We start from the raw sequence: 13264 nt of genomic DNA, 5'->3' as shown, positions 1-13264 counted from the left end.
GCATTCGGTTTCTTCAACCTGTTTGAGAATTGCTTTCCAATTCTCCTCCACGCACGGCACCATGAGCGAGACGACAACCGCGCGATCAGGCCAATCTTTCTTGACCTGTTTGATTTCACGCAAATTCACTTCAAGCGGACGATCGGTGATGAGCTCGATATTGTTCAAACCCATCAGGCGACGATCCGGCCCATGCCACGCGCCGTAACGCGGACCCGAGACGTTCACAATCGGATCGCCATCGCCGAGCGTCTTCCACACAACGCCGCCCCAGCCCGCCCTGAAGGCACGCACAACATTATAGGCCTTGTCGGTCGGCGGCGCGGAGGCGAGCCAGAACGGGTTGGGGGAGGAAATTCCGGCGAAGGTCGAGCGAAGGTCAGCCATGGTCTCACGCCTTTCCGTTTGCCGATGAACTCAGGAAATCATGGATGGAGCGCGCGGCCTGCTTGCCATCCTCCACGGCGGCAACCGTGAGATCGAGCCCGCCCGCGACGCAATCACCGCCAGCCCACACGCCGGGAAGCGAGGTCTTTCCGGCCTCGTCGACGGCGATCCGCCCCTTCGCAAGCGCGAGGCCCTGCCCGGCGAGATCCTCCGCCCGGAGCGCCTGGCCGATCGCGACCAGAACCTGATCGGCCGGCAGCGTGACCATCTCCCCGGTGCCGGCGAGCGCGCCATCGCGGCTGGTCGTGTATTCGAAGGTCACGCCGGTCACCGCGCCACCGGATTGCTCGACGCGGACCGGACGCAGATTGGGCCGGATGAGCACGCCACGGGTTTGCGCGACTTCCTGCTCATAGGCCGAGGCACCCATTTCCGCCTGGCTGCGACGATAGGCGATGGTCACCTGCTCCGCGCCGATGAGGCGTGCCTGCACGGCCGCGTCGATCGCGGTCATGCCCCCGCCGATCACCGCCACATTCCGGCCCACAGGCAATTGGGACTTGTCCGCCGCCTGCCGGAGGTGCGCGATGAATTCGACCGCATCCTCGATGCCGCTCACGCCATCGCCGAGGCCGAGATCGTTCGTGCCGCCAAGGCCCATGCCCAGGAACACCGCATCAAACCGCTTCCTGATATCCGCGAGGCTGATATCGCGCCCGAGCGCCTTGCCGTATTCCACGCTGATGCCGCCGACGGCCAGGATGTAATCGAGCTCGCGCTGGGCAATGTCGTCATTCGCCTTGTAGGCCGCAATGCCGAACTCGTTGAGCCCGCCGCCCTTGGCCTTGGCCTCGAAGATCGTGACGCGATGGCCGTGGCGCGCCAGAGCATGGGCACAGGCCAGACCCGCCGGGCCGGCCCCGACCACGGCAACCGCCTTGCCCGTGGGTTTGCCGGCCGAGTAGAACTGCTTTCCGGCCGCGAAAGCCGCATCGGTCGCGTAGCGCTGCAGGCGCCCGATCTCGACCGCGCGGGTCTCGGATGTTTCCTTGACGCAGGCGCCCTCGCAGAGATTTTCCGTGGGACAGACCCGGGCGCACATCGCGCCCATGATGTTGGCATCCAGAATGGTCCTGGCCGCGGCGACGGGCTGGCCATGGCTGATCTGCCGGATGAAGAGCGGAATGTCGATGCCGGTCGGACAGGCCGCAACACAGGGCGCATCATGGCAGAAGAGACATCTTTCGGCCGCGACGCGGGCCTCATTGGGCTTCAGGGGCGCCACGAGATCGGCGAAATTCGCCGCGCATTGCCCGGGGGTCAGGCGACCCGGCCGAATATCCCCCCCGACGCGTTCCTCAGGCATCACGCGCTCCTCCCGACCGGGTTTCTTCGGTGGCGACGCGACGGCTGCGACGCCTTCCACATGGTTCGCGACTGGAACCGAAATCTGACTTTGACCAAACGATCAAATTAGCAGAAACTTGTCAATTGCAGTCTCGGATGACGGTCCCCTGCCGGGCCTGGCGACGGAACTGTGCAAAAAATCGGGCGCGGGTGATCGACAGAGCGGTTGCGCGTGCTAGCTCTAGAACAGGGGCCAGATCGCGCGAGCGGCGCCTTTCCACGGGAGATCTAAACAATGAAGCGTCTTGCAGTTTCGGCCGCCTTTGCGGCGTTCATGGCCATTCCTGCCGCAGCGCAGGTCAAGCCGGCCATCATCTTTGATGTCGGCGGCAAGTTCGACAAATCCTTCAACGAGGCGGCCTTCAACGGCGCCGAGGCCTTCAAGAGGAAGACCGGCATCGCCTATCGCGAATTCGAGATCCAGAACGACGCGCAGCGCGAACAGGCTCTGACCCGCTTCGCGCGGGATGGCCATTCGCCGATCATCGCGATCGGCTTTTCCAATGGCTCGGCCATGAAGAAGGTCGCGGCGGAATTCCCGAATGTGCGCTTCGCGATCATTGATTTTGTCGTTGATCTGCCGAATGTGCAGTCGATCGTCTTCAAGGAGCACGAGGGCTCCTATCTCGTGGGCCTGCTCGCGGCCCAGGCCTCGAAATCCGGCAAGGTCGGCTTCGTGGGCGGCATGGATATCCCGCTCATCCGTCGCTTCGCCTGCGGCTATGTGCAGGGTGTGAAGGCAGCGAAGCCCAATGCCGAAATCTTCCAGAACATGACCGGCACCACGGGCGCGGCCTTCAATGATCCGCTGAAGGGCAGTGAACTCGCCCGTTCGCAGATCGCGCGCGGCGCGGACGTGATCTACCACGCGGCGGGCAATACTGGCGCGGGCGTGCTGCGTGCGGCGGCGGATGCCGGCATTCTCGGCATCGGCGTCGATTCCAACCAGAACGGGATGCATCCCGGCAAGGTGCTGACCTCGATGCTGAAGCGCGTCGACATCGCGGTCGAGAAGGTGCTGACCGAAGCGAACAACAACCAGTGGAAGTCGGGCGTCACTGTCCTCGGCCTCGCGGAAGGCGGCGTGGATTGGGCGCAGGACGACAACAACAAGGCGCTGATCACGGCCGAAATGCGCGCGGCCGTGGAGAAGGCCTCGGCGGACATCAAGGCTGGCACCATCAAGGTGCACGATTACATGTCGGACCAGAAGTGCCCCGTTCAGTAATCGGACGGATCGCTTCGGTTCCCCTTTGATGAGCGCCCCGGCCATCCGGCTTGTCGGCATCGAGAAGCGTTTCGGAGCGGTTCATGCGAACCGCTCCGTCGATCTCGTGGTCGAGAGCGGTTCCATTCACGGCATCATTGGTGAGAACGGCGCCGGGAAATCGACGCTGATGTCGATCCTCTTCGGCTTTTACGAGGCCGATTCCGGCCAGATAATCGTGCAGGGCAAGCCGATCCGCATCCGCTCCCCGGCGGATGCGATCGCGGCGGGCATTGGCATGGTCCACCAGCATTTCATGCTGGTGGATACGATGAGCGTGGCCGAGAACGTGATGCTCGGCATGGAGGGCGGCGCCTTCACCGAAAGCGGGCTCTCGAAAGCGCGGGCGGAGATCATTCGCTTCGGCGCCGAATATGGCATCGAGGTCGAGCCTGATGCGATGGTCGGCGAACTCTCGGTGGGTCTCCAGCAGCGCGTCGAGATCATCAAGGCGCTCTATCGCGGGGCGCGGATTCTCATTCTCGATGAGCCGACAGGCGTCCTGACGCCCGCAGAGGCGGAGCAGTTGTTCCGCGCCCTGGCGGAATTGCGGCGGCAGGGGCGCACCATCCTGCTCATCACCCACAAGCTCAAGGAAATCATGGCGATCACGGATCATGTCTCCGTGATGCGGCGCGGGGCGATGGTCGCGCATCGCAAGACCGGCGAGACCAATCCGCAGGAACTCGCCGAACTCATGGTGGGCCGCCCGGTCGGCCAGCCGGTCCGCGCGCCCGGCATCACGGGCCAGAATGCCCTGCTCGACGTGCGGAACCTGAAGGTCACGGATGCGCGCGGCGTGCTGCGCGTCGATGATGTCACTTTCGCGGTGCGCGCAGGCGAAATCCTCGGCATCGCGGGCGTTTCCGGCAACGGACAATCGGAACTGGTCGAGAGCCTCGCGGGCATGATGCCCCGGCGCGCCGGCGAGGTTTTCGTGTGCGGCAAGCCCGTGCCGCCCGAGGCGGATGCCGGCACCCTGCGCGCGATGGGCCTCGCCCATGTGCCGGAAGACCGGCAGCGCATGGGCCTTGTGACGATTTTCCCCGCCCATGAGAGCGCCATTCTCGGCCGGCAGGACAACCCGGATTACGGCACCGGCCTCTTCATCGACCAGAAGGCTGCCATCGCGGATACCGCCGGCAAGATGTCGCGCTTCGATGTGCGCCCGCCTGATCCGCTGCTGAAGACGGCGAATTTCTCCGGCGGCAACCAGCAGAAGATCGTGATTGCCCGCGAGGTGGAGACCGAGCCCGACGTGCTCCTCATCGCGCAGCCCACGCGCGGGGTGGATATCGGTGCCATCGCCTTCATCCATCGAAAGATTCTGGAGCTGAAGGCCGCGGGCAAGGCGATTCTGCTCGTGTCGGTGGAACTCGACGAGATCTTCGCGCTGTCGGATCGCATCTGCGTGATGTGCAGCGGGCGCCTGATGGGCATGCGCCACACGGAGGAGACCGACCAGAACGAGATCGGCCTCATGATGGCCGGGCTGGAAGCCAAGCCGGGCGAGAACGCGGCATGAGTTCGAAGCCCGTCACGCTGCCCCGCTGGGCTGATGTCTACCTTATGCCGGCGCTCAATGTGGGCCTCGCCTTTCTCGCCTCGGGCCTCGTCGTGCTCGCGATCGGGGAAAGCCCGCTGGAGGCCACGACCCTGCTGCTGCGTGGCGCTTTGGGCCATGCCGAAGGGATTGGCTTCACACTCTATTACACGACGAACTTCATCTTCACCGGGCTCGCCGTGGCGGTGGCCTTCCATGCCGGGCTCTTCAACATCGGCGGCGAGGGGCAGGCGATGCTTGGCGGCATCGGGGCGGCCATCGCGGCGCTGATGTTGGGTTCGCTGCCCGGCATCATAGCGCTGCCCGCAGCCATTCTCGCTGCCGCCTTGTTCGGTGCGGGCTGGGCGGCCATTCCCGGCTGGCTGCAGGCCAAGCGCGGCAGCCACGTGGTCATCACCACCATCATGTTCAACTTCATCGCCAGCGCGCTGCTGGTTTATCTGCTGGTAGATGTTTTCAGGCCGGCGGGCATGATGGAACCCTCCTCGCGGGTTTTCGGAGAGGGAGGCAAATTGCCCTTCCTGCACGGGATTGCCGCGAGCCTCGGGGTGAAACTGCCGAAATCGCCGCTGAACCTCTCCTTCGTGCTCGCTTTGGCTTCCGCGGTGGCGGTGTGGCTGCTGATCTACCGCTCGCGCCTGGGCTATGCGATCCGGACCGTGGGCGCGAACCCGACCGCCGCGCGCTATGCCGGCATCTCGCCGGAGCGCATCACCATCCTCGCCATGGCGATTTCCGGCGCGCTGGCGGGGATGATGGCGGTGAACGAGATTCTCGGCGTGCAGCATCGGCTGGTGCTGGCCTTCACGGCCGGTTATGGCTTCGTGGGGATCGCCGTGGCGCTGATGGGGCGGGGGCATCCCGGCGGCATCGTGTTCGCGGCACTGCTCTTCGGCGTGCTCTACCAGGGCGGCACGGAACTCGCCTTCGACAAGCCGAACATCTCGCGCGACATGATCGTGGTGATCCAGGGGCTGGTGATCCTCTTCGCGGGCGCACTGGAATTCATGCTGAAGCCGTGGGTGGCGAAGCTTCTCGCGAGAAGGGCGAAGGCGTGATGGAAACCTATCTTCTCGCCCTCGGCATTCTCGATTCCGGCACGCGGCTTGCCGTTCCGCTGCTCTGCGCCTGCCTCGCCGGGCTCTATTCGGAGAAAGCGGGCGTGGTCGATATCGGGCTTGAGGGCAAGCTCCTCGGCGCGGCCTTCGCCTCGGCGACGACCGCGCTTGCAACCGGCTCCGCCCTGCTGGGTCTGATGGCGGGCATCGCGGTGTCCCTGATGCTCTCGCTCGTGCATGGCTTCGCCTGCATCACCCAGCGCGGCAACCAGATCGTCACGGGTGTCGCGATCAACGTGCTGGTGGCCGGCCTGACGGCGCTTCTCGGGCATGCCTGGTACAAGCAGGGCGGGCGCACGCCCTCTCTCGAAGGGGCGGCGCGCCTGAACGAGATCCAGCTGCCCTTCGCAGCCACCCTCGAATCCGTGCCCATCCTCGGGCCGTTCTATGCCGAGGTGGTCTCGGGCCATGCCTTGCCGGTCTATCTCGCGTTCCTCGCCGTACCGCTTACCTGGTTCTTGCTTTATCGCACGCGCTGGGGCTTGCGCATCCGCGCGGTGGGTGAGAACCCCGCGGCCGTTGATACGGCCGGGATTTCCGTCACGCGCTTGCGCTATTCGGCGGTGCTGGCCTGCGGTTTGCTCTGCGGCATCGGCGGCGCCTACATGTCGGTGGCGCAGGCTGCGGGCTTCCTGCCGCACATGACCGCCGGGAAGGGCTTCATCGCACTGGCGGCCCTGATCTTCGCGAAATGGCGCCCGGTCGCGGCGCTCTGGGCCTGCCTGCTCTTCGGGCTGCTCGACGCAGCGGCGATCCGCCTACAGGGCGTGGTGCTGCCCGGCATCGGCGAGGTGCCGGTCCAGGCGATCCAGGCCCTGCCCTATGTGTTGACGGTCATCCTGCTGGCGGGCTTTGTCGGTCGTGCCATTCCGCCGAAAGCCAGTGGCGTGCCTTATGTGAAGGAGCGGTGAACATGCCCCATGCCGAGTTGGCGGATTCCGCGCTGCAGAAGCTGTTCGATGCGGCGAAGCTCGCCTTCGCGCGCGCCTATGCGCCCTATTCGCGTTTTTCGGTGGGAGCCGCCATCCTGAGCGAGGATGGCCGGATCTACGCCGCGCCGAATGTCGAGAATGCCGCCTATCCTGCGGGAACCTGCGCCGAAGCCGGCGCGATTTCCGCGATGATCGCCGGCGGCTCGCGGCGCATCGCCGAACTCGTGGTGGTCGGCGCGGGCGAAGGGCTCTGCACGCCCTGCGGTGCCTGCCGCCAGCGCATCCGCGAATTCGCCGGGCCGGAATGCCCGATCCACATCGCGGGGCCCGATGGCATCCGCGCGAGCTTCACGCTCTCCGCCCTCCTGCCCTATTCCTTCGGGCCCGAGAATCTCGGCAGCGGAACCTGACCATGGAAGCCTTGTCGATCATCCATCGCGCGGCCGGTGAACACCCTGTGGAAGCGGGCATCGTGCTGGGCTCCGGCCTGGGGCAACTGGGCGAGCAGGTCGCGGGGGCTGTTTCGGTTCCCTATGAGGAACTTCCCGGCTTTCCCAGGGGCGGGGTCTCCGGCCATCAGGGCCGGCTGATCATCGGCCAGCTCGGCGGGAGTCGCGTTGTGGTCTTTTCGGGCCGCGAGCACTATTACGAGCACGGCCATTCCGCCGCGATGCGCCCGGCTTTGGAGACATTGAAAGCGCTCGGCGCTTCGACGCTGATCCTCACCAACGCCGCCGGCTCGCTCCGGAGCGAGGTCGGGCCAACCTCCATTGTCGTGCATTCGGATTACGTGAACTGGTCCGGCCGCAACCCGCTCATCGGCGAGCCGGGCGATGCGCGCTTTGTCGACATGCGCGACGCCTATGATCCTGCCCTGCGCGCGAAACTGCGCGATGTGGCGGCGCGCGAGGGCATTCCGCACCATGAAGGCGTCTATTTCTGGTTTTCCGGCCCCACTTTCGAGAGCCCGGCCGAGATCCGCGCGATGAAGATTCTCGGTGCGGATCTCGTCGGCATGTCCACCGTGCCGGAAGTGATCCTCGCGCGCCGTCTCGGCCTGCGCGTCGCGGCGCTCTCGATGGTCACGAACCTCGCCGCCGGCTTTCAGGGTGCGGAGATCTCGCATCATGACACGAAGACGGTGGCCGCCAAGGGCAGCGCCGCGATGATCCGCATGATCACCGGCTTGCTGGAGGCCGGCCCATGAGCACCGAAGCCGAGATCGCGCTCGCCCGGCGTGCCATCGCGCTGCTCGACCTCACCGAGTTGGGGGACCATGCGAGCGAGGCGGATGTCGCGAAGCTTTGCGCCAAGGCGAAGGGCGCGGCGGGCATTCCCGCTGTCGCGGCGGTCTGCGTCTGGCCGCGTCACGTGGCTGAGGCCAGGGCCGCGCTGGAGGGCACGGGCATCCGCATCGCGACCGTGGTGAATTTCCCCTCCGGCGAGGAAACCCTGGCGGATGTGCTCGCGACGATGCAGGCGGCGCTCGAAGCCGGGGCCGACGAGATCGACCTCGTGATGCCCTGGCGCGCCTTCCTTTCGGGCGACGAGGAAACAGCCGGCGCGATGATGCGCGGCGTGCGGGCCGCCCTTCCGGCGGATCGCCGGTTGAAGGTCATCCTCGAAAGTGGCAGCTACCCTGATGCCGCGTCCATCCGCCGCGCGGCGGATCTCGCCATCCGCTGCGGCGCGCATTTCATCAAGACCTCGACCGGCAAGGCCGGGACCGGCGCGAGCCTCGACGCCGCGCGCGCGATGCTCGGGGCCATTCTCGCCGTGCCGCGATCCGTGGGTCTGAAGCCCTCCGGCGGCATCCGCAGCTTCGCCGATGCGGCGGCCTATCTCGCTCTCGCCGACGACATGATGGGCCCGGGCTGGACCGCGCCGGAAACCTTCCGCTTCGGCGCCTCGGGCCTGCATGACGCGCTCGCGGGCGTCATTGCGGGCTCGACCAGTCCCACCAGCAACAAGGCTTATTGAGATGGATCTCCCGCAGGAAATCATCCGGAAGAAGCGCGACGGACGCGCCTTGGAGGAGGCCGAGATCGGCTTTCTCATCGCGGGGCTCGTCGATGGGCGCGTCACGGGCATGCAGGCGGCGGCCTTCGCCATGGCGGTGTTCCTCAATGGCATGAGCCGCGCCGAAGCCGTGGCGCTGACCCGTGCGATGACCCGCTCCGGCTCCGTGATGAACTGGAATGACCTCGCCTTGCCCGGCCCGGTGCTCGACAAGCATTCGACCGGCGGCGTCGGTGATCTCGTGAGCCTCATTCTCGCGCCGGCGGTTGCGGCCTGCGGCGGCTTCGTGCCGATGATCTCGGGCCGCGGTCTGGGGCATACCGGCGGCACGCTCGACAAGCTCGAGGCCATTCCCGGCTATTCGACCCGGCCCGACCCGGCGAACCTGCGCAAGGTCGTGCGTGAGATCGGCGCCGCGATCATCGGCCAGACCGAGGATCTCGCACCCGCCGACAAGCGCCTCTATGCCATCCGCGATGTGACGGCCACGGTGGAATCCATCCCGCTCATCACGGCTTCCATCCTCTCGAAGAAGCTCGCGGCAGGCCTTGAGGGCCTCGTGATGGATGTGAAGACCGGCTCCGGCGCCTTCATGGCCTCGCGCGAGGCTTCGCGCGCCCTGGCCGAGAGCATCGTCGCGGTCGCCAATGGCGCGGGGCTCAGAACCACCGCGCTCATCACGGACATGAACCAGCCGCTCGCGCCTGCGGCCGGCAATGCGGTGGAGGTGATGAACGCGGTTCAGAACCTCGTGGGCACGCGGAAGGACCGTCGCCTGCTCGACGTGACCATCGCGCTGGGCGGGGAGATGCTCGCCATCGGTGGCCTGGCGGCGAGCCCTGGGGAGGGACGCGGGAAGATCGCCGCGGCCATTGAAAGCGGGCGCGCGGCCGAAGTGTTCGGCAAGATGGTCGCGGCTCTCGGCGGACCATCCGACCTGATGGAAAAGCCCGCGACCCGCCTTCCCTCCGCCCCCCTCATCCGGCCCGTGCTGGCTGGAAAGGCCGGGCTGATCGGGGCCATCGACACGCGCGCGATTGGCCTCTCGGTCGTGGCGATGGGCGGCGGACGGACTCGCGCAGAGGATTCGATCGACCATGCCGTCGGCCTGACGGACCTCGCCGGACTTGGCGCGAGGGTTGAGAGCGATACACCCCTCGCCCTGGTGCATGCGCGTTCCGATGCTGAATTCGAGGCGGCCCGGCGCACCATCCGCGCCGCCTATTCGATCGGCGAAGCAGCTGCCCCCGATTTCCCGCTCATCGCCGAACGCATCACGGATTCGGCATGAATATGGTGCTGACATGAGTCGCGCGATGCTTATCGTGCTCGATTCCGTGGGCATCGGCGGTGCGCCGGATGCCGCGCGCTACGATGACGAGGGTTCGAACACGGTTGGCCATGTCGCGCTGGCCTGCGCCGCCGGAAAAGGCGACCGGCCGGGCCTGCGATCGGGGCCATTGCTTCTGCCCAACATGGTGGCTCTGGGGCTCGGCGAGGCGATCCGCCTCGCCTCGGGGCTCATCGCGCCGGGGCTCGATGCACAACCGACCATGGGCCTCCATGGCGCGGGAACCGAGACCTCCAACGGCAAGGATACACCCTCCGGACATTGGGAAATCGCCGGTTTCCCGGTGGATTTCGAATGGGGATATTTCCCGCACACCGAGCCCTGTTTCCCGCCGGAGATGATCGCGGAATTCCTCGCGAAAACGGGCCTTCCTGGAATTCTCGGCAACAGGCACGCCTCGGGCACGGAGATCATCGAGGAATTCGGGGAGGAGCATGGCGCCAGCGGCAAGCCGATCCTCTACACCTCCGCCGATTCCGTGCTCCAGATCGCGGCGCATGAGACGATGTTCGGGCTCGCGCGGCTCTACGAGATCTGCGCGGTGATGCGCGAACTCACGCGCTCCCTCGCGATCGGCCGCGTGATCGCCCGGCCTTTCGTCGGCGAGAAGCGCGGCGCGTTCCGGCGCACGGCCAACCGCAAGGACTGGGCGATCGAGCCGGCCCAACCGACCATCCTCGACCGACTGACAGAAGCGAACCGCAAGGTCATCACCATCGGCAAGATCGGCGACATCTTCGCGCATCGCGGCACGGGCGAGGAGATCAAGGCGGCGGGGAACGCTGGCCTGCTCGATGCGGCCCTTTCCGCTTTCGAGCGCCTGCCCGAAGGCGGGCTCGTTTTCGCAAACCTCATCGATTTCGATGTGGAATACGGCCATCGGCGCGATGTGCCGGGCTATGCCGCCGCGCTTGAAGCCTTCGACCGGCGGATTCCCGAGATCACGGCCCGGCTCAGGCCCGGTGATCTCGTGATCATCACCGCCGACCACGGCAACGATCCGACCTGGCGGGGCACCGACCACACGCGCGAGCGGGTGCCGATCCTCGCCTTCGGGCCGGGCATCGGGACGGGCTCGATGGGGGTCCGCCAAAGCCTCGCGGATATCGCCGCAAGCCTTCTCGATCATCTCGGCATGATGCCGGGCAACAAGGGAACATCTTTCCTGTGATGGAGCGGCACAGGAGGCCGGGGCGGCTTCGCGTTGACGCCGCCCGGGCAACATGGAACGTTTCGATGGACATGAACCAGGCAACGGCATGACAGGCAATCGCAAGGGCCATATCCGTATCACCTCGCATCCCGAGCCGGGTGCGGCGAGCAACCGCCACCCCATCCAATGGGGCTCGCCAGACCCCGCGAAGCGCGGGCCCGTCATCGGCACGGTGTCCCGCCCGCAGGATCGCAATGTCATCGGCGCGCATGGCGGCACCTATTCGCTCTACCGGGCGCTTGCGGTGTCATCCGGCGCGCTCAACGCCCAAGCCCGGGCTGATTTCACCAACACCGAGCCGGTGGCGAATATTGGCCCTTATCCGCAATGGGGCGAGCCGGGTCGGATCGTCTCGCTCGATCCGTTCGGCCATCGCGTCACCGAATGTTACGCCCGCGAGATGGCCGAGGGGCTCGACCTGCGCCCCACCATCGCCATCACCAAGGCGCGCCTGCACCTGCCGGAAATCCGCGAGGCCATGGCGAAGGGCGAACTCAAACCCGATGGCGAGATTCTGAAGGAGAAGGGCGATATCGCCGTCACCAAGATCGCCATCGATCCGGTCTGGTGGCTGCCAGGCATTGCCGAGCGCTTCGGCACCACCGAGAAGGCCCTGCGCCGCACGCTCTTCGAGGAAACCGGCGGCATGTATCCGGAACTCGTGACAAGACCGGACATGCAGGTGTTCCTGCCGCCCATCGGCAACATCACGGCCTATGTCATGGGCGATGTGTCCTCTCTCGCGAAGCCGCGAACGCGCATCACCTGCCGCGTGCATGACGAATGCAACGGCTCGGATGTGTTCGGGTCTGATATCTGCACCTGCCGGCCCTATCTCATCCACGGCATCGAGGAATGCGTGCGCGCCGCGCAGAACAGGGGCGTGGGGCTCATCGTCTATAATCGCAAGGAAGGCCGGGCCCTGGGCGAGGTGACGAAATTCCTCGTCTACAACGCCCGCAAGCGGCAGGAAGGCGGCGACCAGGCTGCGACCTATTTCGAGCGAACGGAATGCGTGGCCGGCGTGCAGGATGCGCGCTTCCAGCAATTGATGCCGGATGTGCTGCACTGGCTGGGCATCTCGCATATCGAGCGGTTCATCTCGATGTCGAACATGAAGTTCGATGCGCTGACGAATTCCGGCATTTCCATCGGTGAGCGGGTGCCGATTCCGGACGGGCTCATCCCCGATGACGCCAATGTCGAGATGGAAGCGAAGAAGGCCGCCGGCTACTACGCGCCGGATGGCGCACCGGACCGTGAACAGCTGGAACGGGTGGTTGGCCGTGACCTCGAAAAATTCTGAGGCCGCCGCGCTGCTCAGCGCCTCCGCCGTTCGGACAAAAGCACACCAGATCCTTGCCCTTGCCAAGGCCGATGAGCTCGCCCATTTCCGGGTCGATCTGGCACGCCTGCCGGCGGTGGCGGGCCTCGTGGCGGAGGTGACGCGGCAGGCCTATCCAACGCTCGATGTGCCCTTTCACGCGCGCTGGCGGCATTTCTTGCATGGCGGGCGGGATCGCTGGGCGGAACTCGATGCGGAAACACGATGGCCGAGCCCCGCCGAGCGCGCCCGCGCGGCCTTCGATCTCGTGATCGTCTCGGTGCGGCTCGATGCCGGTGGGGGTGCCGCTTGGGGTTACCGCGATCCACGTACCGGTATCGCGATCGGCCGCTCGGAAGGCCTCGCGCTTGCAAGCTTCGATATGATGGCCGCCGGCGCCTTTTCGGATGATCCCGCGGAGCCCCTTCGCGCCGATGCGACGCGGCTTGCGGGTCTTTCGGTTGAACAACTCGCGGCGGGGTTTCAGGTCGGGCCCGAAAATCCGCTGGAGGGCCTTGAAGGCCGAACGAACCTCCTCAATGCGCTGGGACGCGCCTTGCTCGCCGATCCCGCGATGAAAGACCCGGCCGGGCGCGCGCGGGCGGGCCCGGGGGTGGGTGGGGTGTCGCGCGGGGGGGGGGGGAAAAGCCCGGGCGCCCCGGGTCGACGGGCGGGTGGCGCG

The 13264-nt window shown here is 66.2% G+C and carries 12 protein-coding genes and 1 pseudogene; 11 read left to right on the top strand and 2 right to left on the bottom strand.

The annotated features are described in order from the left end of the window. Positions 1-387: pseudogene (locus tag ACKODO_RS08025) on the bottom strand (NAD-dependent dihydropyrimidine dehydrogenase subunit PreA); the annotation flags it as partial. A 4-nt stretch (positions 388-391) separates the two neighbouring features. Beyond that, positions 392-1753: an NAD(P)-dependent oxidoreductase gene (locus tag ACKODO_RS08020; protein WP_408982921.1), complete on the bottom strand. Its 1362-nt coding sequence runs from the start codon at positions 1751-1753 to the stop codon at positions 392-394. 276 nt (positions 1754-2029) lie between these two features. On the opposite strand from ACKODO_RS08020, the gene ACKODO_RS08015 reads away from it, so the two are divergent. The 11 genes from ACKODO_RS08015 to ACKODO_RS07965 all read left to right on the top strand — a co-directional run. Next, a complete protein-coding gene (locus ACKODO_RS08015; protein WP_408982920.1) occupies positions 2030-3022 on the top strand; it encodes a BMP family protein in 993 nt (330 codons plus the stop codon). A gap of 25 nt (positions 3023-3047) precedes the next feature. Further along, complete coding sequence (locus ACKODO_RS08010) at positions 3048-4586, top strand: ABC transporter ATP-binding protein (RefSeq protein WP_408982919.1); 1539 nt, start codon at positions 3048-3050, stop codon at positions 4584-4586. Then, entirely contained in the window at positions 4583-5683 is a 1101-nt protein-coding gene (locus tag ACKODO_RS08005) for an ABC transporter permease (RefSeq protein ID WP_408982918.1), read from the top strand. The genes ACKODO_RS08010 and ACKODO_RS08005 overlap by 4 nt, the downstream gene beginning before the upstream one ends. Then, positions 5683-6654, top strand: a complete 972-nt coding sequence (locus ACKODO_RS08000; protein ID WP_408982917.1) for an ABC transporter permease — start codon at positions 5683-5685, stop codon at positions 6652-6654. Before ACKODO_RS08005 ends, ACKODO_RS08000 begins: the two co-directional genes overlap by 1 nt. 2 nt (positions 6655-6656) lie before the next feature. Next, positions 6657-7085 carry a cytidine deaminase gene (locus ACKODO_RS07995; RefSeq protein ID WP_408982916.1) on the top strand — a complete coding sequence of 143 codons (429 nt, stop codon included), beginning with the start codon at positions 6657-6659 and terminating at the stop codon, positions 7083-7085. Between the two features lie 2 nt (positions 7086-7087). Further along, a complete protein-coding gene (locus ACKODO_RS07990) occupies positions 7088-7882 on the top strand; it encodes a purine-nucleoside phosphorylase (protein ID WP_408982915.1) in 795 nt (264 codons plus the stop codon). Then, positions 7879-8655 (top strand): deoxyribose-phosphate aldolase, encoded by a 777-nt coding sequence (gene deoC, locus ACKODO_RS07985; protein ID WP_408982914.1) that lies wholly within the window; start codon positions 7879-7881, stop codon positions 8653-8655. Before ACKODO_RS07990 ends, deoC begins: the two co-directional genes overlap by 4 nt. A gap of 1 nt (position 8656) precedes the next feature. Further along, on the top strand, positions 8657-9985 hold the full coding sequence (gene deoA / locus ACKODO_RS07980) for a thymidine phosphorylase (protein WP_408982913.1): 1329 nt from the start codon (positions 8657-8659) through the stop codon (positions 9983-9985). Between the two features lie 13 nt (positions 9986-9998). Next, positions 9999-11216 carry a phosphopentomutase gene (locus tag ACKODO_RS07975; protein WP_408982912.1) on the top strand — a complete coding sequence of 406 codons (1218 nt, stop codon included), beginning with the start codon at positions 9999-10001 and terminating at the stop codon, positions 11214-11216. An 88-nt stretch (positions 11217-11304) separates the two neighbouring features. Then, on the top strand, positions 11305-12564 hold the full coding sequence (locus ACKODO_RS07970) for a GTP cyclohydrolase II (protein ID WP_408982911.1): 1260 nt from the start codon (positions 11305-11307) through the stop codon (positions 12562-12564). Further along, positions 12545-13264, top strand: a 720-nt coding sequence (locus ACKODO_RS07965) for a DUF1688 family protein (protein ID WP_408982910.1), incomplete at its 3' end; no start/stop codon positions are given. The genes ACKODO_RS07970 and ACKODO_RS07965, both read left to right, overlap by 20 nt.

Source organism: Rhabdaerophilum sp. (assembly GCF_046092605.1).
Classification (GTDB): domain Bacteria; phylum Pseudomonadota; class Alphaproteobacteria; order Rhizobiales; family Beijerinckiaceae; genus Rhabdaerophilum.
The sequence above is the reverse complement of the archived record's forward strand: the minus strand, read 5'-3'. Positions and strand labels throughout refer to the sequence as shown.

Bases quoted from the DNA above. Each gene is read 5' to 3' on its own strand.
- ACKODO_RS08020 (WP_408982921.1), bottom strand. From the start codon at position 1,753: ATGCCTGAGGAACGCGTCGGGGGGGATATTCGGCCGGGTCGCCTGACC.
- ACKODO_RS08015 (WP_408982920.1), top strand. From the start codon at position 2,030: ATGAAGCGTCTTGCAGTTTCGGCCGCCTTTGCGGCGTTCATGGCCATT.
- ACKODO_RS08005 (WP_408982918.1), top strand. From the start codon at position 4,583: ATGAGTTCGAAGCCCGTCACGCTGCCCCGCTGGGCTGATGTCTACCTT.
- ACKODO_RS08000 (WP_408982917.1), top strand. From the start codon at position 5,683: ATGGAAACCTATCTTCTCGCCCTCGGCATTCTCGATTCCGGCACGCGG.
- ACKODO_RS07995 (WP_408982916.1), top strand. From the start codon at position 6,657: ATGCCCCATGCCGAGTTGGCGGATTCCGCGCTGCAGAAGCTGTTCGAT.
- ACKODO_RS07990 (WP_408982915.1), top strand. From the start codon at position 7,088: ATGGAAGCCTTGTCGATCATCCATCGCGCGGCCGGTGAACACCCTGTG.
- deoC (WP_408982914.1), top strand. From the start codon at position 7,879: ATGAGCACCGAAGCCGAGATCGCGCTCGCCCGGCGTGCCATCGCGCTG.
- deoA (WP_408982913.1), top strand. From the start codon at position 8,657: ATGGATCTCCCGCAGGAAATCATCCGGAAGAAGCGCGACGGACGCGCC.
- ACKODO_RS07975 (WP_408982912.1), top strand. From the start codon at position 9,999: ATGAGTCGCGCGATGCTTATCGTGCTCGATTCCGTGGGCATCGGCGGT.
- ACKODO_RS07970 (WP_408982911.1), top strand. From the start codon at position 11,305: ATGACAGGCAATCGCAAGGGCCATATCCGTATCACCTCGCATCCCGAG.